The organism is Arcanobacterium pinnipediorum, assembly GCF_023973165.1.
Lineage (GTDB): Bacteria > Actinomycetota > Actinomycetes > Actinomycetales > Actinomycetaceae > Arcanobacterium > Arcanobacterium pinnipediorum.
Window position 1 is genome coordinate 581,537 of the sequence record NZ_CP099547.1, and the last position, 22,359, is coordinate 603,895.

A 22,359-nucleotide genomic window follows, 5' to 3' on the forward strand; every position below is an offset into this window, starting at 1 on the left:
TGAAAAGTAGGAGAAGCCCCAAGAACCCACACGGGAACTTGGGGCTTCACCATGCTAGGGAAAGGAGCCAGTGCGATGCCAATCAAACCAGCCTCCCCGTGCTCCCACCCCGGATGCCCAGCACTGACCCGCGAACGCTACTGCGAGACCCATGCCAAGGCTGAGGATGTGCGGTATCGGAAGTATCAGCGTGATCGGAAGATCAACCGCCGCTACGGGTCGCGGTGGCGTAAGATCCGCGCTGCCTACGTCGCCCAGCACCCGCTCTGCGAAGACTGCCTCGAGGCCGGTCGGTACACACCCGTGCAGGAAGTCCACCACGTGCTCCCGCTTGAACACGGCGGCACCCACGACTTCGACAACCTGCGGAGCTTGTGCAAGCCCTGCCATTCACGCCAGAGCGCGCTCGATGATGACCGGTGGAGGCAAGCGCCTCGGGTCTACACGTATTAGCCAACGGAGTCGATGGCGTTCTTCGCTGTCACGAGGTCTGCTCCGGTGCGTTCACGGTACGCCTTGATGGCCTCGACCTTACGTCCAGAGGTGGCAAGCTGACGTTCCTCAGCTGACACGCCGAAAACGTCGACATTGCTTGCCTCATCGCCGAGGCGTTCCTTCAATTGCGCAACGAGTATCAAGAGTCGCTGATTCTCGCGCCGTAAACGCTCGATTTCCCGAGCCTGATCAAACCATTTGCCCATCGTTCGCCCTCTCTAAAGAAGCCGTCTTCGTCGTTTCCATTTTCTCACAGACGGGTAGGGGCGGTCAGATCTCTACGACCTGGTCGGAGGTCAGCGGGCGGGGCCAACCGTGCGCAAAATGAACGAATCAAACAGGGTATTGACCCCGTCGTGCTGAGTTGGCGCGTTTTACGGTTTCTGTTTTGGGGTTTTCGGGTGTGATTTGTTGGCTTTCTGGTGGGCGCGCAGTTTCTTAATGGCCCAGGCGTAGTGGCTGGGTGCTGCTGAGACCATGTAGGAGCCTAACGAGGTGGTTCCTGTCCACGGGAAGTACTTTTTAGTGAACAGTTCCTCATCGGTGAAGCTTTCGATGAGCTCGAGGATCTGTGAATGGCTCGAGGTCAGCATCTCTTGAATCTCACTCAGCGGCGTGTCTTGGTAGTGCTCCCAGATTTGCGTGTTCAGGGCTGGCGTGGTCCGCCACGTGTGCGGCGGGGGCAGGAATGGGCAGGCGGTCCCGTTTTGATTGGCTTCAACGAAGTCGAACAGCATTTTTTGCCACGCGTAGAGGTGGGCAAGGACGTCGCGCAGATTCTTGTCCCTGCCCCAGTGGGCTTCATGATGGTCGAAGTCAGCGCCGAAAAACAGGCTGACACTTTCTATCTCGGGTCGCATGGAGTCAATTAACGCCTGCAGCACGTCCCATTGGGAAGTGGTTGCTTCCAGCAGTTCTGTTTTCGTTTTCGCTCGGGCCATACCTAATTGAAACACAGGACTGCACGAAATTAGTAGAGGAGGCTTAGGGCGTGGCGAAAGATGGCACTAACCGTGGCGGACGCCGCGTGAGAGCAGGAGCGAAGCCTGAACCTTTGAATGAGAAGCTCGCAGCAGGCCGCCCAGCTACCCGCCTTGAAGGCCCACTCAATGAGCCGTTCGATTTCGAGGGCGGCGATATTGGTGATGGCGCGGTGCTTGCTGGTGAGGTCATGCCCGAGCCGTCGGATTATCTTTCTGAGGTGCAGCGTGATGGTAAGCCGCTCGGTGCTGATTTGGTGTATCGGGAAACATGGCAGTGGCTTGATGTCCGTGGCTGTTCGCAGTTTGTGGCACCACGGCTGATTGAGGCGTATGCGCAGGCGTTTGCTCGGTATGTGCAGTGTGAGCAGGCGATTTCCAAGTTCGGTCTGTTGGGTAAGCATCCGACGACGGGTGCTGCGATCGCGTCTCCGTTCGTTGCTATGTCCCAGAGCTTTGGTAAGCAGGCGAATGTGTATTGGTATGAGATTTACGAGATTGTGCGTGCTACGTGCACGAGTGATTATTCGGGCGGCGCTCCTGGTGATGATGTGATGGAGCAGTTGCTTAAAGCCCGCTCCTAAACGCCCTTTGATTTTTGTGTGCCTGCCCCGGATGGGCGGGCACTTTTTCGTGCCCTGATTTTTTAGAAAGTGAGTGTGTGTATGTCTACGAAGACTGCTGAGGCTGTGTGTGTTGGCCATCCCGATAAGCTCTGCGACTTGATCGCCGATACCATCCTTGACGACATTCTCTACGAAGACCCCGCCGCACACGTCGCAGTAGAAGTCATGGCCTCTGGCCATCGGATCATCGTCACCGGCGAGATCACCACGGTCAAGCGGCCGCGTATTCGCCAGTCCGTGCGTTACGCGCTGGTGAAGGCGGGGTATGTGCCATGGAAGTTCCTCGTGTTCGTGTGGACACGCAGACAGTCCCCAGACATCAACGCCGGAGTATCGAAGTCGCTTGAAGCACGGTTCGGTGATGACACCGAATTCGCACTCCAAGGAGCTGGCGATCAAGGCACTGTCTACGGTTACGCCACGAATGAGACGCGAGAGCGTTTGCCATTGCCGCTCGTGCTCTCACATGAGATCTGTGCCCGCCTCGATAAGGCTCGCAAGGACGGCACGATCACCGGCATCAAGTCCGACGGCAAAGCGCAGGTGAGTGTCCGCTACGACGACGCCGGACAACCCGTAGCGATCGAAACCGTGGTGGTGTCCATCCAGCACGAGGTGGCGAAGGATTTGGACGAGCTCTTGGCTGAGGTGAAAACTCTCATCGTCGCACCCGCTTGCAAGCCGTATCTGCCGATTAGCGCTGACACGGACATCCTCGTCAACCCATCAGGATCGTTCACGATTGGCGGGCCGAAAGCTGACACTGGACTCACGGGTCGCAAGCTGATGGTCGACACTTACGGCGGTCTTGCCCCACATGGCGGCGGTGCGTTTTCTGGCAAGGACGCCTCGAAGGTTGACCGGTCGGGTGCATACATGGCGCGCCTGATCGCAAAAACCATTGTTGATGCTCGCTTGGCTCGCGAGTGCCAAGTGGCGATTTCGTATGCGATTGGGAAGGCCGACCCGGTGGCTTTCACCGTCGATACGCTCGGCACGGGTGAGTATTCGGACGAGATCCTCACTAAGGCTGCTTCCGAGGTGTTCGCGCTTCGCCCCGGTGCGATTATTGATGCTCTTGGTCTGCGAGCACCCGGCTATATGCGCTACTCAACCTATGGGCACTTCGGCCATGCCAGGCTGTATTGGGAGAACTCGTTCGCTCACGTTGACGCGCTAGAGAAGGCGGTGACCAAGTATGCTTATGAAAACAATGCCGATTAGTGAGCTGAAACCCGCTGACTACAACCCCCGCAAGGACCTGAAGCCCGGTGATGCCGAGTATGAGAAGCTCAAGCGTTCCCTGACCGAGTTCGGCTATGTTGAACCGGTCATTTGGAACCAGACGACTGGCCATGTCGTCGGCGGTCATCAACGTCTGAAGGTCCTCGAAAACCTTGGACACACGGACGTTGACGTGATTGTTGTTGAGTATGACGAGACGCGGGAGAAAGCCCTTAATATCGCGTTGAACAAGATCAGCGGTGAATGGGACAACGACAAACTCGCGCTCCTTATTGCTGACCTTGACGCGAGTGATTTCGATGCGGAACTGACTGGTTTTGACGACGCCGAGATCGCCCAACTCATCGGCTCGTTGGACGAAGGCGAAGTCGAAGACGACGAGTTCGACCTCACCGCAGCGTTAGAAGCCGCCGCGTTTGTCCAACGCGGGGATGTGTGGACAGTAGGCCGCCACCGGTTGGTATGCGGCGACGCCACCTCACAAACCGATGTTGAACTGTTGATGGGTGGTAAGAAAGCCAACTTGGTGTTGACTGATCCGCCGTATAACGTCGCTTTTGAATCTGGTTCTGGCTTGTCGATTAAGAATGACAAGATGGCTGGCGATAAGTTCTACGACTTCCTCCACGCAGCGTTAACTAACATGGCTGGGGTGTGTGAGAAAAGCGCATCCGCTTACGTGTTCCACGCTGACACTGAAGGGCTAAATTTCCGCCGCGCCTTCCTAGAGGCAGGCTTCTACCTGTCCGGATGTTGCATTTGGGTGAAAGACTCCCTTGTTCTCGGTCGATCTCCCTACCAGTGGCAACACGAGCCAGTTCTGTTTGGTTGGGTGAAAACGGGTAAGCATCGCTGGTATGCGGATCGGAAGCAGACGACGATCTGGAACTTCGCCAAACCCCGCAAAAACAGTGACCATCCGACGTCCAAGCCCCTGGACTTGCTGGCGTATCCGATACAGAATTCGACGCAGGCGAATGCGATCGTGCTCGATACCTTCGCAGGCTCAGGATCGACATTGATGGCGTGCGAGGCTGCCGACCGCATTGCCTACTGCATGGAGCTGGACGAGAAATATGCCTCCGTTATCCTCAGGCGGTATGCCGAACATACTGGGGACGCGGCTGGGGTCACGTGTCTGCGAGGCGGTAAAGAGTATGCGTATTTGGATCTGGTGAAGGATGTCGAACGGGAGGGATGATCATCTCTCTTTTTCGTTGATATACAGGGCGAAAATGACTGGATAAGCGCCCACACCTATGGCTGTATGTTACATGAGTAAACAAGAACAGCTAGGGAGGATGGTCATGCACAACGAGAAGACCACGATGGAACACCTGCAGATGGCAACCGACAGTTATGGCGCGGTGATCGCTTACGGGGACTTCGTCCTTGCCTCAGCATATAGGCATCTTGGCAAAGGCAAGACAGGTAATGATGCCCGCGTCTACAAGCTCGCCCAGCAGCCCATTCCCGGCTGGGGGCCTCAGGCGCGAGGCTTCATCGAATGCGAACTCGATCTCGTCGCCGAAGCTAGCGAGCTGTTCGCTGATGCCGGACACGCCATCGCTTGGGCCCTGGACCACACCAACTAACCAGCGCGTTCCGGCCACAACCGGCTAGGGCGCGGCTCTTTGAGTTTGACGCTCACGCACGAGCGGGGCATGTAACTTCGGTCTTGTTTGGCCCATGACAGCGCTTCGTGTGCCAGTGGCGATTCACTGCTATTTTCCCTTGGTAATATGCCGAAAACGACTGGATAAGAGCGTCGCTTTATGGCTATATATACATGACTAAACAAGACAATAATGGAGCAGGGTCATGAACACGGTTACCAGTCACGACGAAGCCTCTGAGGCCTGGTTTTTCCTCACCGACATGATTCGGTTTTGTAACCACAACCTGGATTGGGCAGAAAGGCTGATCGCAGCCGGCGCACCTTTCAAGGCAGGCGACGCGGCCGAATACGCAGTTGACGCCTTCAACACGGCTCTCGAACAGCGCACCGCCCTCATCCAAGCCACGGGAGGCAACCTGACTCCAACCCAAGCAGATGCTTGCGAGCAAGCCCTGGCCTTGCAACACAAAGTCAGTGACCTTTGCGGGCGTCGCACACGCGCCTGCCAAACTGCTTACAAACACGGCAAGCAGGCCAAGTAATGAACAGCTTTGAACGCGACCGGAAAACCATCCGAGGCGGCGACACCATCGAGGTCATGCGCCGCCGCAAGGCCGAGATCACTGTCCTGGAAGCGAAGCTCAGGCGAGAGAAAAACGGCTTCCGCGCATCCATCATTGCTTACCAGCTCAACCAGCGCCGGATGGAGTACCGGCTGCTCGACGAGCTGATCTAAACCCCACACAGTGCCTGAACCTCCACGGTTTAGGCGCGCTGTGCTCTGACCACGCCTCAGCTTCTGGGGCTTTTCTTCTGGCAATCGAGAGGAGGCGACCTGCGTGAGAACGCTCACCGACTACACTCCCACCCGGTTTATGGCTGATGGTTCGCGCTATGACAAGCGCAAAGCCGACTATGCGGTCGCTTTCATTCAAGCTTTGAAGCATACGAAGGGCCGCTGGTCAGGTAAACCCTTCCGGCTCATTGATTGGCAAGAGCAGATCATCCGCGACCTGTTCGGCACCGTCAAAGAAGACGGCTACCGGCAATTCACCACCGCCTATGTCGAGATACCCAAGAAAATGGGCAAGTCCGAGCTCGCCGCAGCTGTCGCGCTGCTCTTGACGTGTGGGGATGGTGAAGAACGCGCTGAAGTCTACGGGTGTGCAGCAGACCGCCAGCAAGCATCCATCGTGTTCGAGGTGGCCGCAGACATGATCCGCATGAGCCCGGCACTATCGAAGCGCGTGAAGATCCTGGCCTCCCAGAAGCGCATCATTTACAAGCCCACCAACAGCTTCTACCAGGTACTCTCTGCTGAGGCGTATTCGAAGCACGGGTTCAACATCTCCGGCGTCGTCTTCGACGAACTCCACACCCAACCAGGCCGTGCCTTGTTCGACGTTATGACGAAAGGATCGGGCGACGCAAGAACCCAGCCACTGTATTTCCTGATCACAACTGCAGGCACCGACACGCACAGTATTTGTTATGAGCAGCATGAGAAGGCCGAAGACATTCTCGCTGGCAAGAAGCATGACCCGACGTTCTACCCGGTGATTTATGGTGCCGACGCGCAAGATGACTGGACAGATGAGAAGGTGTGGCATAAGGCTAACCCGAGCTTAGGGATCACTGTCCCGATCGAGAAAGTCCGCCAAGCCTGCACGTCCGCGAGACAGAATCCGGCTGAAGAAAACACCTTCAGACAACTGCGTTTAAACCAGTGGGTCAAACAAAGCGTGCGGTGGATGCCCATGCACGTCTGGAACCAAAACTCAGCACCCGTTGATCTATCCGACCTCGAGGGGCGAGTGTGTTACGGCGGGCTCGACCTTGCCTCCACAACGGATATCACCGCGTTCGTGCTCGTCTTCCCACCCCAAACCGGGGATGAACCGTATGTGATCGCGCCATGGTTTTGGATCCCGCAAGACAACCTCACACTCCGCGTCAACCGTGATCACGTGCCCTACGACCTGTGGCAACAGCAAGGCTTCTTGCAGACCACGGAAGGAAACGTCGTTCACTACGGCGCGATCGAAGCCTTCATCGAAGAACTAGGCACACGGTTCGATATTCGTGAGACTGCGTTCGACCGTTGGGGCGCTGTCCAAATGTCCCAAAACCTCGAAGGGCTCGGTTTCACGGTGGTTCCGTTCGGGCAGGGCTTCAAAGACATGAGCCCACCGTCAAAGGAGCTGATGAAGCTCGCGCTTGAAGGTCGGTTAGCTCATGGCGGGCACCCGGTATTGAGCTGGATGGTGGACAACATTCACGTCCGCCAAGATCCGGCAGGCAACATCAAGCCTGACAAGCAGAAATCGACCGAGAAGATCGACGGCGTGGTCGCCACGATCATGGCTCTCGACCGAGCAATTCGAAACGGCAGCGCACCCACTTTGGGCAGTGTTTATGATGAGCGCGGGCTACTCGTACTCTAGCGTTACTTTGCTCGTTTCTTGGGTTCGGGTAGCTCGGGCAGCATGGCTGTGATGGTTGCGGCGATCTTTTCGGGATTATCGGTATCGACGACAATCATGTCCTTCGCGCCGGGATACGGAGCCTCAAACGTGCTATCTGCACACAGGGCTTTGCTTGAGGGCGTGACTTTCAGCATGAAGCGGTTGTCGTAGATTCCGCCGAATAGGATGCCGTTGGCGTAGAGCAGGTATTCGCCCATCATCTTCCGACTCGACACCTGATCGACTTCGGAAAGCAGATCAAGGACGTACTCCAAGTACGACTCGTCACTAGCTATGGCACACACCTCTCATTCTCGTATTGCTTTGATTATCTCAGAAAGGTAAGCACACATGGGTTTCCTGAATTGGCTGCGTGGTGACACCACCCGCACCGCTGACGATCACGCGATCAGCTCTGGTTACAGCTTTTTCTTCGGGGCCACGAGCTCTGGTCGTCCGGTGACGGAACGCAGCGCGATGCAAATGACTGCGGTGTATTCGTGTGTGCGTATTTTGGCTGAGGCTATTGCGGGGTTGCCGTTGCATGTTTACCGTCAGGACGCGGATGGGTCGAAGGTGAAGGCACTGGATCATCCTTTGTATCGGCTTCTTCATGATGAGCCGAATCCGGAGATGACGTCCTTCGTGTTCCGCGAAACCCTCATGACCCATTTGCTGCTGTGGGGTAATGCGTTTGCTCAGGTGATCCGTAACGGCCGCGACGACGTCATTGGACTCTATCCGCTCATGCCAAACAGGATGACCGTCGGCCGTGACGAGCAAGGTCGCCTTTATTACGAGTATCAGCGCACGTGGGACGAACCATCCGGCAGATTCGAAACCGTCACGCTGCAGGCTTGCGATGTGCTCCATATTCCGGGGCTCGGCTTTGATGGGCTGGTCGGATATAGCCCGATTGCGATGGCGAAGAACGCCATCGGCCTTGCTCAAGCGACCGAAGACTACGGGGCGAGCTTTTTTGCGAATGGTGCGGCTCCGGGTGGTGTGTTGGAGCATCCGGGCACGATCAAAGACCCGGCGCGGGTTCGTGAGTCGTGGCAGTCCACGTTTGGCGGCGCGAAGAACGGGAACAAGATCGCGGTGCTCGAGGAGGGCATGAAGTACACGCCCATATCCGTGTCCCCTGAGCAGGCACAATTTTTAGAGACGAGGAAGTTTCAGGTGGGCGAAATCGCCCGTATCTTCCGTATCCCACCGCACATGATCGGCGACCTCGAAAAGAGTTCTTTTTCCAACATTGAGCAGCAGTCGTTGGAGTTTGTGAAATACACGTTGGACCCGTGGGTGATCCGCTGGGAGCAAGCCATCACGAAAACACTGCTGAGCGAGCGTGAGAAGCCGGGCGTGTATGTGAAGTTCAACCTCGAAGGCTTACTGCGAGGTGACTACAAGTCACGCATGGATGGGTATGCGGTGGCGAGACAGAACGGGTGGATGAGCGCCAACGATATCCGCGAATTAGAAAACCTCGACCGCATCAGCATCGAGGCAGGCGGAGACCTGTACTTGGTGAATGGGAACATGCTCCCGCTCGGTCTCGCAGGGGCCTACGCGCAGACAACCGCATCTGAGCCGGAGTCTGAACTGGCCCAGGAACCTTCGAGTAACGAGCTTCCCCTAAGGAGGAGGATATGAGACGTTTTTGGAACTGGCTCACACCCGAGCCACACAACGATAGCCCGGACGCAGGTAGTGTCCGGGTTTTGCGCATTCACGGCACAATCGCCGAAGAATCCTGGTTCGACGACGACATCACCCCAGGTATCTTCGCATCAGAGCTGAACGCGGGTAGCGGGCCGGTGACAATCTGGCTCAACAGTCCCGGAGGGGACGTGGTTGCTGCGGCACAGATCTACAACATGCTCATCGACTACCCAGGAACAGTCACCGTCAACATTGACGGGATCGCCGCTAGTGCCGCGTCTGTGATCGCCATGGCCGCAAGCCGCGTGGCCATGAGCCCGGTGTCGATGCTCATGATTCACAACCCCGCGACGATGGCGGTCGGCGACAAGGACGAACTCGCCAAGGCGATGAGCATGCTTGATTCGGTCAAAGAATCAATCCTCAACGCCTACCAGGTCAAAACCAGAATGAGCCGGGCGAAGCTGTCCAAGCTCATGGACGCCGAAACCTGGATGGACGCGCGAGCCGCGATCGACATGGGCTTCGCCGACGAACTTCTCACAGGCCAACGCAACCCCATGTTTGCGGTCTCGCCTGAGAAGTCCGACGACCCGGACGATGACGAGGATGAGGTGGAGTCGCCCGATGAACCCGACGAAGACGACGACAAGCCGAAGCGCCCGCCGTTCCCGCCCAAGAACGAGGCCCTGGGTGTGGTGTTTTCACGCCGCGCCAGCGAGCAACGCCTCGTCGCGCATTTGACCGCCTCGTCGCCGCCGTCGAAGCCGGTGCGCCCACCACGCCCCACTGCTGGGCCCGCTGTGCCTGTTGGTCGGCGGGTTTGTGATTTGTACGCCGAATTGATCAATCAACCCCATTGAAAGGACCAATACTCATGACTACTTCACTTTCTGTTTCTGATCTTCGTACTAAGCGCTCCGATGTGTGGGAGCGTGCGAAGGCTTTCCTCGATGAGCGCCGCGACAGCGTTACTGGCTGTTTGTCGGCGGAAGACGATCAGGCTTACGCGAAGATGGAAGCCGAGATCGACCAGCTCACCAACGAGATCGCACGCTCGGATCGAGCTCTGCGCCGCGACGCTGATCTGGCCAAGGCAACCAATATGCCGCTGACATCCATGCCGGGAATCAACCCAGACAATGACGAGGTAAAGCCGTCTGCGCCGCGCGCGACCGCTGCTTACAAGCGGGCGTTTTGGGATGCGATGCGCCTGAACGTCTCGCCGATGGAGGTGCGCAACGCACTATCGGAAGGCGTCGATACTGAGGGCGGCTATCTGGTGCCCGACGAGTTCGAACGCACACTGATTTCTTCGCTTCAGGATCAGAACATCATGCGAGGCTTGGCGAAGGTTATCCAAACCACCTCGGGGGACCGCAAGATTCCGGTCGTCTCGACGCATGGAACTGCTGGGTGGCTTGATGAGGGCAAGCCCTATACCGAGTCGGATGAAGCGTTCACGCAGGTGACGCTGAGCGCGTTTAAGCTCGGCACCTTCCTCAAGATTTCAGAGGAACTCTTGAACGATGCTGCGTTCAATGTCGAGCAATACCTGGCGGCCGAGTTTGCTCGCCGTATCGGCGCTGCTGAAGAAGAAGCCTTCCTAGTCGGTGATGGTAAGAGCAAACCGACAGGTATCTTCAACGCCACTGGCGGCGGCCAGTCTGCTGTAACGACGGGCAAGGTGACGGATATTACGGCTGATGAGCTCATCGACCTGCACTACGGCTTGCGCGCCCCGTACCGCAAGAACGCGGTGTGGCTGATGAACGACTCCACCGTGAAGACCGTGCGCAAGCTCAAGGACGGCAACGGCCAATACCTATGGCAGCCAGCCCTGACCGCCGGGACGCCTGATCTGGTTCTCGGCCGCCCAGTTCACACGTCCACATTCGTGCCTGAGATTAAGGCTGGGGCGTCGACGGTGGCGTTCGGTGACTTGTCGTATTACTGGATCGCCGACCGACAGGGACGCTCCTTTAAGCGGCTCAACGAACTGTTCGCAACCACCGGACAGGTGGGCTTCCTGGCTTCCCAGCGCTTGGACGGAAAGCTCGTCTTGCCTGAAGCGGTCAAGCTGTTGACTCAGAAGACTGGAGCCTAACCATGGAGAGGAGGTGACCGCACGTGACCACGGTTGATTTGGTTGCGCAGGTGAAGGCGAACCTGCTTATCACCTTCGATGACGACGACACACTGATTGGTGCCCTAGTCAATGCGGCCACCTCCTACGCCTGTTCCTTCCAGCACCTGCCCGAAAACCACTACGAAACGCGCGAGATGAGCGGGGCGACTCGGCAGGGCATTGTCATGCTCGCTTCTCATTTCTATGAGTCGCGTGATGGTTCCACGGCAGGATTTTGGGCTGATAAACCGGATGCTGCGCGGGCGGTATGGAATGCGGTGAACAACCTGCTACGCCTAGACAGGGAGTGGAAGGTGTAAACATGGCTTCCCTTGGATCCATGACCACCAAGATTGATCTCATCACCCCAACGACTATGCGGGACACAGCAGGGTTCACGACCAAGCGGGACGACATCCAAGCGACAGTTCGGGCACAGATCGAGGTTCGGCATGCATCGAGCGCGTGGGTGAACCGCGTCGCCTACACGACAGCCGACGTTCTCGTCCGTATCCGCACCATTCCCGGACTATCCGTGACCACGGATATGGAGATCAGCGGCCCAGATGGCAGGTACGTGATTGACGCGGTCGAGGTGATCGGCAGGTATGTAGAGATCCTTGCTCACCAAACTACGCCTGAAGGGAGATAGCTATGGCTAAAATGCAGATTCGCTTACCGAACGCGTTCATTGATTCCCTCGATGCTGCCAGCCGGGTGCTCGAGGCTTCTGCAGATGAAGTACTCCAAGCGGGAGCAGCAGTCGTTGAGTCGCGCATGCGAGCCAATCTCACCGGCGCGATCGGACGGGCCACCAAGCATACCTCCCGCTCAACAGGGCAGTTACTTAGTGCATTGGGAACGACCTCGGTGAAGGCGAACTCTCAAGGAGATCACAACATCAAGGTCGGGTTTGCTGAGAACCGCCGAGACGGGAGGTCGAACGCGTTGATCGCTAACGTGCTCGAACACGGCCGATCCAATCAATCCGCCCGTCCGTTCCTCGCACCCACCCGGTCACAAACCCGCAAGGGAGCGATTGAAGCCATGAAAACAGTGTTCACTGCGAAGATTGAACAGGTGGGGCCATGACCGCATTATTGGAACGCCTCACCAACATCGCCGACAAGCTCGGGCTACCGTTCGAAGTTGGCCTGTGCGCGACCACGCCAGCACCGCAGACGTATCTGGTAGCAACCCCACTGGCAGACACGTTCGAGGTGTTTGCCGATAATCAACCCGGTCTTGAGGTCGAAGAAGTTCGCCTCGCTTTGTTCACGCGCGGGAATTACCTCGACCTGCGCAACCGCATCACACGCGCCCTGCTCGACGCAGGACTGACGATCACCGGCCGCACCTATGTCGGCTTCGAAAACGACACCGGATTCCACCATTACGCGATAGACGTCGCAACCCACCACACCTACAGATAAGGAACACAACCATGGCAACGATTGGTCTCGACAAGCTCTACTACGCGCGCATAACCGAAAACCCCGATACGGGTGAGGAAACCTACGCAAAACCCAAACCGCTGGCTAAAGCCATCAGCGCAGAACTCTCCGTCGAGGTCGCTGAAGCAATCCTGTATGCCGATGACGGCCCGTCCGAGATTGTCAAGGAGTTTAAATCCGGCACCCTGACTTTGGGGATTGATGATCTGGGTGGTGAAGCTGCTGCCGCACTCACAGGCGCGAGCGTGGATGCGAACGGCGTGCTCATCTCTGCCTCCGAGGATGGCGGTGCTCCGGTGGCGATCGGTTTCCGCGCCGCACGCTCCAATGGGAAGTATCAGTATTTTTGGCTTTACCGGGTCAAGTTCGCCCTGCCCACCGAAACATTGGCCACCAAAGCCGACTCCATCACGTTCTCCACCCCAAGCATTGAGGGCACGATTTTGCGCCGTAACAAGCCCGATAGTAAGGGGCGGCATCCGTGGAAGGCCGAAGTCACCGAAGGTGGCCCCGGTGTGAAACCGGAGACGATCACTAATTGGTATGCACAGGTTTACGAACCTGCCGCTTCAACCGAAGACTAAGGAGCGTAAGCCATGACAACCAAGAAGAACACTGATTCTGGTGTTGAACCAGAGCGCTCTGCGATCGTCTCGATCGGTGGGGAGGATTACGAGCTCGTGCTCACGACGAAAGCCACGCGTCTGATCGCCGAGCGTTACGGCGGGCTCGAACATTTGGGTGACGCGCTCGAAACCTCGGACGATTTGGGTAAAACGTTGGCGCAAGTAATTTGGCTGATCACCTTGCTGGCTAACCAGTCAGTATTGATTCACAACTATCGCCACCCGGATAAGAAGCGCCCAGAGCTGAGCGAGGACGAGGTAGAGCTCCTTACCGTCCCTGCCGATTTGGCGGATTATCGCGGTGCGATCGCCGACGCCCTCCAGCGAGGCACACGCCGAGACATCCTGACCGAGCCAGCCCCAAAAGCACCAGCGGTGGACGCATAGTCGAAAACGACCAAGCTGTGTTCACACGGCTGACCTACATCGGCATGGCCCACCTCCACCTGTCACGGGTGGAGGTGGGCTTAACCGTGTTCGGAGAACTCCTCGACCTCGTCGACTGCTGGCGGTTAGAGACCGGCCGAGCCCAGCCGTTGCGTCAATGGTTTATCGAGGACGTCATCCCAGCTGGGATCTAGCAGTCGAACTCTCCCGTCATTCGATAATGAATAATTCTGCTCGTCGCGTCCGACACCTTCTCGCGAAACGGCAAGAACACGGCTTGATATGCGGCGGGTGCACAGGCAATAAGGACCAGAACGCCGAGCAGAACCACAATCCAGACATCCAACGAACGCGTGTCAAGTTTGTATGCAGCAAACACTGCAGCAACCATCGAGAATGCCAACGGTGCTGCCTCTACCTTCATTGGCTTCAAATGAGCATAGCGAAGATATTGGCGTTCTTCGGCAGTCAGATCTTTCTCCGTTAAGAAATGGTCATCCTGACGCGGTTTGGGCGCATTTTCGATCTTACTGAACTTGTTCTTAACCGCTTTTTCGAAGACGTCGTAGTTACTCATTTCTTCACTGTCCCTCGTGTCTAGCGACATAGCTACCCAAAACTGAAAGGCAATCTGATGGCTGACAGCTCGTTTGGTTTGAAGATTGGGCTTGAGGGTGAGCGTGAGTTTAAGCGAGCGATCACGGATATTAACCGTGAGATGCGGGTGCTTGGCTCGGAGATGAAGCTCGTGGCGTCTTCGTTTGATAAGAACGACAAGTCCGCCGAAGCTCTCACCGCCCGTAACCAGGTGCTCGGTAAAGAGATCGAGGCTCAAAAGTCGAAGATTGAGACCCTGCGTGCCGCGCTCGAAAACTCTGCCTCATCGTTTGGTGAGAACGATAGCCGGACGAAGAATTGGCAGATCCAACTCAACAATGCCCAGGCTACACTCAACGACCTAGAGGGTGAGCTCAAAGCCAACAATGATGCCTTATCGGATTTCGGGGATGAGGCTGACGGTGCCGGTGATGATGCTAAGGGGGCGGCGAAGGACGCAGGGCGTCTTGAGGGCGCGGTGGATGATCTCGGTGACGAGATGGACACCACCAGCTCTAAGACCCGCATTTTCGGTGATGTCCTGAAAGCCAATCTCGCCTCAGAAGCCATCATCGCAGGCGTTAAAGGTATTGGGCATGCGATCGCCAGTATTGGGCGCGGCATGGTTGGCGCCTTGAAGGAGGGCGTGGAATATAACGCCCGCATGGAGCAATACACCACCTCATTTACGACCATGCTGGGTGATCAGGCCAAAGCTCAGCAGCTGGTTAATGATTTGAAGGTGGAGGCGGCTAAGACTCCGTTTGGTATGGAGGGTCTTGCCTCGAACATGCAAACCCTCCTTAGCTTCGGCATGAGTCTGGAGGATGCGAAGAAACACCTGCACGAGATCGGCGACATTAGCCAGGGTGATGCGGTAAAGATGGAATCGCTGACGCTTGCCTTCGCCCAGATGAGTAGCACGGGCAAGTTGACGGGTCAGGACTTGCTGCAGATGATCAACGCCGGATTCAACCCCTTAGAGGAAATCAGCCGCAAAACGGGCAAGTCCATCGGTGAACTCAAGGAGGATATGGCCAAGGGCGCCATATCGGCTGACATGGTCGCGGACGCCTTCGCTTCTGCGACTGCTGAGGGCGGACGTTTCTACGGGGCCATGGACGCCCAGTCACAGACGTTTTCTGGGCAGCTCGCGACGATGCAGGACGGGGTCGAGAACCTCAAGGGCCTCCTCGCAAGCGGATTGTCGGAGGCGTTGGCGGGTTCGGTGTTGCCGATGGTTAACGGCTGGATTGATGAACTCACCGCTGCTTTTGAAGAAGGTGGAACACCCGCCCTCATCGACACCCTCGGCACCGTGTTACAGGAAGCATTGGCGTTTATTGCTGAGCAGTTGCCCATGGTTGTCGAGACCGGCATGTCAATCCTGACCGCCCTGCTCGATGGCATCATCGAAGTCCTCCCGCAGGTGGCGGAGACGGCGGTGACATTGATTATCGCGCTGGTCGAGGCAATCATCGAAGCCCTACCGTCCTTGTTGGAGGCGGCGATTCAAATCATCGCTACCTTGGTCTCCGGAATTGGCGAAGCACTACCGGAGCTTGTTCCTGCGGCTGTGGAGATGCTTGTCGCTTTGGTGCAGATCCTGGTCGATAACCTCCCATTGCTTCTTGATGCGGCGTTGCAGCTCATCACCGGACTAGCAGAAGGCTTGATCGCAGCCATCCCCGTGATTATTGAGGCACTGCCACAGATCATCACCGGCATCATCACCTTCCTTGTCGGTGCGATCCCACAAATCATCCAAGCAGGCATTCATCTCTTGACTGCTTTGATTGGGGCTTTACCAACAATTATTACCGCGATCGTCGCTGCCTTGCCGCAGGTTATCACCGCAATCGTGAATGGAGTTGTCGGTGCGATACCTCAACTTATCGACGCTGGTATCAGGTTGTTTACTGCTCTGATTGGTGCGCTGCCACAGATTATTACGACGATTGTGGCAGCGCTGCCGCAAATTATTGCCAGCATTGTGTCGGCGATTGGTGGGGCGATCCCGCAACTCGTCCAAGCAGGCATCCAACTCTTGACCGCGTTGGTGCGGGCGCTGCCGCAGATCATCTCCACGATCGTCGCAGCAATCCCACAGATCATTTCTGGGATTGTGTCGGCTGTCGGGCAGGGTGTTTCTGCAATGGCTGAAGCGGGCAAAAACCTCGTCTACGGCCTGTGGAACGGCATCCAATCCCTGGCTGGGTGGCTGTGGGATTCGGTCTCGAACTGGGCATCAGGGATTTGGGACTCGATCACCGGCTTCTTTGGCATTCACAGCCCGTCTCGGAAGATGGCGTGGGCAGGTCGGATGCTTGTCGAAGGCCTGGCAGGTTCCATCAAGACTGACGGGAATAAGGCTGTCACCGCTGCCTCTGGTTTAGCTAAGGACACGATGGACGCGTTCGCCGACCTTGAAGACGGACTTCATGTACCGATCGACGCTGTCGCGGACCTGCAAGTACCGGCCGTTGATCTCACCCCACAACCGCTAACGTTCAGCCGCGACACGCGTGGCGGGACTGATAGTGAGCGTGTGGATGTGGCGGGGATTGTGGATGCGACCGCAAAGCGGATTCTGGGCTCTTTGGATATTTCGGTGACGTTGTCGGATGGGACGCTGGTGGGCAAACTCGCGCCAGAAATCGACAAACAGTTGGCTCGCCTAGACCGCAGGCAGACCGTGATGGCAGGAGGCTACTAATCATGTTCGGCTTCACCCTGGGCAACCAGACCACTTCTGCTTCGCTTGGCCTGCGGCTCACAGCACCCGTCGCTATCCCTGCGTCGGTGCGGGCGGTGGATGATATTGAGGTGGCAGGTCGCGCCGGGATGCTCACGCGGTTTACGGGGTGGGAGGATAGCGAGATTGACCTTGACCTCGCCGTTCCCATTCGCGGCGGGCTGGACAGGTATCGGATAGCTGCCCACCAACTCACCCATGCCCAGACCATCTCTTTTACTGGTGAGTCGGGTGTGTATCGGAAGGTCAAGCACTGCGAAGTCAGTGAGCTGCGGCGGGAGTTGTCGGGGTGGGGGTTGTTCACCGCGCGTTTGACCTGCCAACCCTTCGCCTACCTGGCGAGTGGGCTTGTACCGGTGACGCTGACCAGCTCTGGGACCATCACGAACCCCGGCTTGTTGGATGCTGATCCCCTCATCACTATCAGCGGGACTGGAGCCTTGTCCTTGACGATCAACACAAGCATTTATCACGTGAACTCACCGGCCGGGCAGGTCACGCTCGACAGTGAACGTCTCGTCGCACATGTTGGCGGGAAGGTGCAGACTGATGCGCTCACCGAAGCCTTCCCAGTCCTTCGGCCTGGACCCAATCGGATTACGCTCGGCGCTGGTATTTCGAAGATCGTGATTGTGCCGAATTGGCGCAACCCCTAAACCACCGCTCACTACCTCTCTTTGACGGCCACCCCTTAGCCTGGGTGGTCGTTGTGTTTTGTTTGGAAGGCTCCCTTATGATTACGGTTCACGACCGCACCGCCACCACATTCACCACCACCGGCCTCGGCCTACTCGACCGAGAAATCATCAACCCCATCGTGGTTGAGGAACTCGGCGGTGAATTCTCCCTGACCTTCACCTACCCAGCAGACGGCCCTGCAGCTACGCACCTAACGCTAGAGAACATTGTGGCCGCGCCGGTGCCGGGGTTGACACTCAGGCAGGGCTTCCGGATCAGCGAGGTTGTCACCACCCTTGAGGGACTGTTGGAGATCACGGCGTTTCATGTGTTCTATGATCTGGCCGCGAACCTGATCGCCGATACCTTCGTGGTGAATAAGACTGCGAAAGGTGCACTGGCGCAGATCTTGGCGGCGGCGAACACCAGCCATGGTTTCACTGCCACATCCTCGGATACGGTGACGCACTCGTCGGCGCGGATGGTGCGCATGCCCATCGCCACAGCGCTCATGGATGCTGGAGAGGACAACACGTTCGCCTCGCGTTGGGGAGGCGAGATTGCGCGGGACAACTGGCTGATCCACCACACGCCCATGCGCGGAGCCAACCACGGGGTGGTCATCCGTGATCGGAAGAACCTCACCGGGTTTGAGTCGGCTGTTGATTTTTCGACGGTGGTGACGCGGATTTTGCCGGTCGGATACGACGGCCTGCTCCTGCCTGAACTGTATGTTGATAGCCCAAAACTTGATGATTATGTGGTGCCGCGTATCAGGGTGATCCGCTACGGTCAGGTCAAAGCCATCACGGATAAGGACAACCCGCGTGAGGGTGAGCTCCCACTCGACCAAGCACACGAGCAGCTGCGCCGCCTGGCTATAGCAGAATTCAGCACAAGACACATTGATGAGCCGTCGGGCTCGTATAAGGTACGGTTCGTTGACCTCGCCACCACCCGTGAATATGCCGACCTCGCGCGGCTGGAAACCGTGGAGATTGGCGACACCGTCACCATCCGCCACACCGATCTTGGGATTGCGCTGACGGCGCGGGTAGGTTCTTACGAATACAACCCACTATCGGGTCAATACATTTCGGTCGAACTTGGCTCCACCGCTCGGAAGTTTACGTCTGTCACCCGGCAGGTCAAGACCGCCATCAGCACGGCCGTTTCAGCGTCGGATGCGGCAGGATTCGCGTTAGCTAGCGCGGATGGGAAGAACACCAACCACTACGGCACCACCCAACCCGAGAGGGCGCAGCTTGGTGACACATGGTTCAAGAGCAACGGTGAGATGACGGAGATCTGGATCTACAAGATCACCGATACCGGCCAGCCTGGCTGGGTCGCCCTCGCCACCGATCTGAATCATGCCCAGATCAGTGCGGAGCTGGATGCTGCCCGCAAAGAAGTGATCGACGTTAAGGCTGAGACAATCCGGGTTGATAGTGCGATGAGCATGTTGAGTGGTCGTCTCGACGAAGCCAAAACAGAGCTTTCTGAAGCCCGCAGCGACGCGCAAGCAGCACGAGATCAAGCCGTGAAGGTGAACCAGTTTGCGACCGAGATCGCCACTGTTGTCGACCAACACACGACTGACCTTCAAGTAGCGAAGAATGCGGCAGAACATGCTCAACTCACAGCTACCAAGGTCGAGGACACGGCGAAGCAGATCGACACGAAGCTCTCTGCAGCCAGTAGCGAGTTGGCATCGACCAAGCAGGCTGTGAGCAAAGCAGCGTTTGATGTGGTGAGTGCTCGTAAGCGCGCGGACGAGGCTTACACGCTCGCCTCGGGCAGGCCGACCACGGCGCAGGTGAATTCGTTGATTGCTGCCTCGGCGAATACGAAAAACACCATCACCTACTCTGATTCTACGCCATCTGGGTCAGGGAGCCGTGTTGGTGATACGTGGTGGTGGCAGGTCGGTGGTGAGCTGCGTGGTCAGTGGCAATGGGACGGAACAACCTGGGTACCACGGAAACTGCGTCACGAGATCATCGCCTCCGTCGACACCGCAACCCTGGTTGCAGGCAGTGCCCGGATGGGTAAAGCCGTCGTGGAGCGCATTGTCGGTGACGCAGCCTTCTTCGGCATATTAGCGGCGAACCGGATTGTTGTGGGTGATGCGTCGAATCTGTGGCGCGATCAAGACTTCACCGCCACCTACCCAGGGTGGAGCCGCACAGGTGAAGGTTTCCTCACTCGCACCTCGACCGGCACCTATATCGCTGACTACTTCGCGTCCACCGATATTTCGGCGCGGCCCGGTGAAAAGTATTCAGTGACGTTCGAGTGCGAACGCACTGATCCAGGCCAGAGCGTCCAGCTCGTATATCGACGCCATTACATTCCCTACAATTCGTGGCCGAACTCAGGAGCCGCCGCCACGCTGCGAGCAAACGAAACCACCGTCGTCTCCAGTGTGATCACTGTGCCAGGGGATGTGGACGCGCTGCGTTTCGGTTTCGCCCTCGGCGCTGGGCCTTCTGGGGTGGCAGTCACAATCCGCTCCGTTCGGATTAGGCGTTTAACCCCGAGCGTGCTGATTGAGAACGGGGCGATCACCGGCGAGAAAATCGCGGCCAACGCCATCACCGCCGTCAACATTCAGGCAGGGGCAGTCACCAGCGACAAACTCACGATCAGAGATGGGTTTATCACAAACGCCATGATCGCGAACGCTGCCATTACGGACGCCAAGATCGCCAATTTGTCGGCATCGAAGATCACCACCGGCACGTTGAACGCCGCCCGCATCGCAGCAGGCTCTATCACGTCCGACAAGCTGACCATCGCCAATGGTTTTATCACGAACGTGATGATCGCCAACGCGGCCATCACAGACGCGAAAATCGCTTCCTTGTCAGCAAACAAGATCACCACCGGAACACTGTCGGCTGACCGCATCGCAGCAGGCAGTATTACCTCTGACAAGCTGACGATCAATGATGGGTTTATTACGAATGCGATGATCGCTAACGCGGCGATCACGGACGCGAAAATCGGGTCGCTCTCGGCAAGCAAGCTCACGACCGGAACCTTGTCGGCTGCACGGATCGCGGCCGGTTCCATCACGTCTGACAAGTTGACGATCGCCAACGGGTTTATCCAGAACGCGATGATCAAAGACCTCGCGGTCACATCCGCGAAGATCGCTTCACTGGATGCTGGGAAAATCACCACCGGCTATCTCAACGCCGCTCGGATTGGTGCCAGGTCAATTACGGCAGACAAACTTGCCACCAACGCCATTCAAGTAGGACTGGCAGGCTGGACACAATCGATCCGCATCACACCCACGCAGATCGCCTGGTATAACGGGTCCACGCTGGAAGGAACGATCACGAGTGCAGGAATGCGGTTTTGGTACGACACACGTTTCCTTGGCACGATGGGACATTCACACAAAAACGGGAACACATCAATACGTGGAATATCCAATCAACTCGAATACACCGGTGACTACATCACCTGGTCGTATAAGAAACAAGCCAGTGACGAGTCGTATACGACGATGTTGACGTTGGATCCGAAAGGAAAATTCAACGGCAGCCCCGGCATCCACCTGGGGGCCGATATACGCACAAGCGGGTACAAATTCTATACCGACCAGGGACGCTACCTGACATTAGAAGACTGTACGTTAACCGGGGAAGGCACACATCCTGGCTGGGTTGGCCCTAGCCGGTTATCAAAAATTGTTTTCCATACCTATGACGTCATGGTTGTCACCAACGGCTCGTATTACAACATGACGCGCTTGTTTGATCGCACCAAAGATCTCATGTCGCGGATGAACGCGATCCTGAGCCTGCTGAACCAAGGGTGGATCAAGTCGATTTCTGGAAGCGGTTCGAATATCACGTGGCAGTACTTCTCCAACACCGGCCTGTCAGCCATGTCCACCACCCTCGCATAAGTAAAGGAAACACGTTCATGAAGATCATGCTCGCCAACCACCATCTACAACCCATCGCAGACCTGCTCACCCAGATGCCATTGAAGGCGGCGCAGTCCCGTGCTCGCTCGAAGCTCCTGACGTTGGTGAAGGAGGCGATTGCCCGGTTTGGGGAAGACGAATACGACCTCGTCACCGCCTATGCGACCCTCGACGAGAGTGGTCGCCCAGTGTTCGCAGACGACGGCACGTTCGTGCTCGCTGATCCGAACAAGACGGGCGAGTTCCTCGAGGCGCGTGCCGCGTTGCTAGCCTCGGTTGCGGAAGTCTCCGGCCCGACCTACGACGGCCACGACAAGGACGTGAAAGCACTCCTCGATGGCTATGACGGTGAACTGTCCGGCGAAGCGGCTGAGGCATATGACGTCCTCTACGACGCGATCACCAAGGAGAACCAATGAGAGTCGAAGGAGACAACACTAAGTTGACCGAACCAGCCGACGACAGCTCGACCCCGGATGAGGGCGAGGTGCAGATGCCGATCGTCCCGGTCGAATCCGATGCCACACCTGCACCACCAGCAAGGCAGCTTGAGGAAACCACGTTGCCTGAGCCGCAGGCAGCGGCATTTGACTTGAGCGTGCCGATTCTCGAGGTTTTGACCGACCCGACCATGTAACCCGCTGCGCTATACCGATTTTTGATGCCTTCACCCAGGTGGGTGTGGGCAATTTTT

At 57.1% G+C, this 22,359-nt stretch carries 26 protein-coding genes; 22 read left to right on the top strand and 4 right to left on the bottom strand.

All coding sequences use genetic code 11. The features are described 5' to 3' along the window. Window positions 1-75: 75 nt before the first annotated feature. Window positions 76-453: an HNH endonuclease gene (locus NG665_RS02455; protein ID WP_252673723.1), complete on the top strand. Its 378-nt coding sequence runs from the start codon at window positions 76-78 to the stop codon at window positions 451-453. On the opposite strand, the gene NG665_RS02460 is transcribed toward NG665_RS02455, so the two are convergent. Beyond that, window positions 450-701, bottom strand: coding sequence for a 50S ribosomal protein L7/L12 (locus NG665_RS02460; protein WP_252673724.1), 252 nt, complete (start codon window positions 699-701; stop codon window positions 450-452). The genes NG665_RS02455 and NG665_RS02460 overlap by 4 nt on opposite strands. A gap of 168 nt (window positions 702-869) precedes the next feature. Then, window positions 870-1,451 carry a ClbS/DfsB family four-helix bundle protein gene (locus NG665_RS02465; protein ID WP_252673725.1) on the bottom strand — a complete coding sequence of 194 codons (582 nt, stop codon included), beginning with the start codon at window positions 1,449-1,451 and terminating at the stop codon, window positions 870-872. Window positions 1,452-1,486: 35 nt separating this feature from the next. Between NG665_RS02465 and NG665_RS02470 the strand changes: the two genes are divergently transcribed. From NG665_RS02470 to NG665_RS02500, 7 genes are all read left to right on the top strand, one after another. Then, window positions 1,487-2,059: a P27 family phage terminase small subunit gene (locus NG665_RS02470; protein WP_252673726.1), complete on the top strand. Its 573-nt coding sequence runs from the start codon at window positions 1,487-1,489 to the stop codon at window positions 2,057-2,059. 81 nt (window positions 2,060-2,140) lie between these two features. Continuing rightward, the gene (metK, locus tag NG665_RS02475; RefSeq protein ID WP_252673727.1) at window positions 2,141-3,325 is read left to right on the top strand and encodes a methionine adenosyltransferase; all 1,185 of its coding nucleotides are present in this window, start codon (window positions 2,141-2,143) and stop codon (window positions 3,323-3,325) included. Then, window positions 3,300-4,547: a DNA methyltransferase gene (locus NG665_RS02480; protein ID WP_252673728.1), complete on the top strand. Its 1,248-nt coding sequence runs from the start codon at window positions 3,300-3,302 to the stop codon at window positions 4,545-4,547. Before metK ends, NG665_RS02480 begins: the two co-directional genes overlap by 26 nt. Before the next feature lie 106 nt (window positions 4,548-4,653). After that, complete coding sequence (locus NG665_RS02485; protein ID WP_252673729.1) at window positions 4,654-4,941, top strand: Nmad4 family putative nucleotide modification protein; 288 nt, start codon at window positions 4,654-4,656, stop codon at window positions 4,939-4,941. Window positions 4,942-5,167: 226 nt separating this feature from the next. Continuing rightward, window positions 5,168-5,506, top strand: a complete 339-nt coding sequence (locus NG665_RS02490) for a hypothetical protein (RefSeq protein WP_252673730.1) — start codon at window positions 5,168-5,170, stop codon at window positions 5,504-5,506. Then, complete coding sequence (locus NG665_RS02495) at window positions 5,506-5,700, top strand: hypothetical protein (protein ID WP_252673731.1); 195 nt, start codon at window positions 5,506-5,508, stop codon at window positions 5,698-5,700. The genes NG665_RS02490 and NG665_RS02495 overlap by 1 nt, the downstream gene beginning before the upstream one ends. A gap of 103 nt (window positions 5,701-5,803) precedes the next feature. Continuing rightward, on the top strand, window positions 5,804-7,408 hold the full coding sequence (locus tag NG665_RS02500) for a terminase large subunit (RefSeq protein ID WP_252673732.1): 1,605 nt from the start codon (window positions 5,804-5,806) through the stop codon (window positions 7,406-7,408). A gap of 2 nt (window positions 7,409-7,410) precedes the next feature. Here the strand turns inward: NG665_RS02500 and NG665_RS02505 are convergent, their stop codons facing one another. Beyond that, on the bottom strand, window positions 7,411-7,704 hold the full coding sequence (locus NG665_RS02505) for a TfoX/Sxy family protein (RefSeq protein WP_353888241.1): 294 nt from the start codon (window positions 7,702-7,704) through the stop codon (window positions 7,411-7,413). A 76-nt stretch (window positions 7,705-7,780) separates the two neighbouring features. On the opposite strand from NG665_RS02505, the gene NG665_RS02510 reads away from it, so the two are divergent. Genes NG665_RS02510 through NG665_RS02550 form a run of 9 tightly spaced genes read left to right on the top strand, consistent with a single transcriptional unit; the run spans window position 7,781 to window position 13,689 of the window. Then, on the top strand, window positions 7,781-9,085 hold the full coding sequence (locus NG665_RS02510) for a phage portal protein (protein WP_252673733.1): 1,305 nt from the start codon (window positions 7,781-7,783) through the stop codon (window positions 9,083-9,085). After that, complete coding sequence (locus NG665_RS02515) at window positions 9,082-9,957, top strand: head maturation protease, ClpP-related (protein ID WP_252673734.1); 876 nt, start codon at window positions 9,082-9,084, stop codon at window positions 9,955-9,957. Before NG665_RS02510 ends, NG665_RS02515 begins: the two co-directional genes overlap by 4 nt. 14 nt (window positions 9,958-9,971) lie before the next feature. Beyond that, window positions 9,972-11,201 (top strand): phage major capsid protein, encoded by a 1,230-nt coding sequence (locus tag NG665_RS02520; protein WP_252673735.1) that lies wholly within the window; start codon window positions 9,972-9,974, stop codon window positions 11,199-11,201. A 23-nt stretch (window positions 11,202-11,224) separates the two neighbouring features. Further along, window positions 11,225-11,542: a head-tail connector protein gene (locus NG665_RS02525; RefSeq protein ID WP_252673736.1), complete on the top strand. Its 318-nt coding sequence runs from the start codon at window positions 11,225-11,227 to the stop codon at window positions 11,540-11,542. 2 nt (window positions 11,543-11,544) lie between these two features. Then, the gene (locus tag NG665_RS02530) at window positions 11,545-11,874 is read left to right on the top strand and encodes a phage head completion protein (RefSeq protein ID WP_252673737.1); all 330 of its coding nucleotides are present in this window, start codon (window positions 11,545-11,547) and stop codon (window positions 11,872-11,874) included. 2 nt (window positions 11,875-11,876) lie between these two features. Then, a complete protein-coding gene (locus NG665_RS02535) occupies window positions 11,877-12,314 on the top strand; it encodes an HK97-gp10 family putative phage morphogenesis protein (RefSeq protein WP_252673738.1) in 438 nt (145 codons plus the stop codon). Further along, a complete protein-coding gene (locus tag NG665_RS02540) occupies window positions 12,311-12,655 on the top strand; it encodes a hypothetical protein (RefSeq protein WP_252673739.1) in 345 nt (114 codons plus the stop codon). Before NG665_RS02535 ends, NG665_RS02540 begins: the two co-directional genes overlap by 4 nt. Before the next feature lie 11 nt (window positions 12,656-12,666). Continuing rightward, window positions 12,667-13,260, top strand: coding sequence for a major tail protein (locus NG665_RS02545; RefSeq protein WP_252673740.1), 594 nt, complete (start codon window positions 12,667-12,669; stop codon window positions 13,258-13,260). A 12-nt stretch (window positions 13,261-13,272) separates the two neighbouring features. Beyond that, the gene (locus tag NG665_RS02550) at window positions 13,273-13,689 is read left to right on the top strand and encodes a hypothetical protein (RefSeq protein ID WP_252673741.1); all 417 of its coding nucleotides are present in this window, start codon (window positions 13,273-13,275) and stop codon (window positions 13,687-13,689) included. Window positions 13,690-13,879: 190 nt separating this feature from the next. Here the strand turns inward: NG665_RS02550 and NG665_RS02555 are convergent, their stop codons facing one another. Further along, a complete protein-coding gene (locus NG665_RS02555) occupies window positions 13,880-14,266 on the bottom strand; it encodes a hypothetical protein (protein ID WP_252673742.1) in 387 nt (128 codons plus the stop codon). A gap of 57 nt (window positions 14,267-14,323) precedes the next feature. Between NG665_RS02555 and NG665_RS02560 the strand changes: the two genes are divergently transcribed. From NG665_RS02560 to NG665_RS02580, 5 genes are all read left to right on the top strand, one after another. Beyond that, the gene (locus NG665_RS02560; RefSeq protein WP_252673743.1) at window positions 14,324-17,002 is read left to right on the top strand and encodes a phage tail protein; all 2,679 of its coding nucleotides are present in this window, start codon (window positions 14,324-14,326) and stop codon (window positions 17,000-17,002) included. A gap of 95 nt (window positions 17,003-17,097) precedes the next feature. Beyond that, window positions 17,098-17,697, top strand: coding sequence for a hypothetical protein (locus NG665_RS02565; protein WP_493335903.1), 600 nt, complete (start codon window positions 17,098-17,100; stop codon window positions 17,695-17,697). Window positions 17,698-17,774: 77 nt separating this feature from the next. Beyond that, complete coding sequence (locus tag NG665_RS02570; protein WP_252673745.1) at window positions 17,775-21,644, top strand: phage tail spike protein; 3,870 nt, start codon at window positions 17,775-17,777, stop codon at window positions 21,642-21,644. A gap of 17 nt (window positions 21,645-21,661) precedes the next feature. Continuing rightward, window positions 21,662-22,084 (top strand): DUF1617 family protein, encoded by a 423-nt coding sequence (locus tag NG665_RS02575; protein WP_252673746.1) that lies wholly within the window; start codon window positions 21,662-21,664, stop codon window positions 22,082-22,084. Continuing rightward, complete coding sequence (locus NG665_RS02580) at window positions 22,081-22,302, top strand: acetyl-CoA carboxylase (RefSeq protein WP_252673747.1); 222 nt, start codon at window positions 22,081-22,083, stop codon at window positions 22,300-22,302. Before NG665_RS02575 ends, NG665_RS02580 begins: the two co-directional genes overlap by 4 nt. Window positions 22,303-22,359 lie beyond the last annotated feature (57 nt).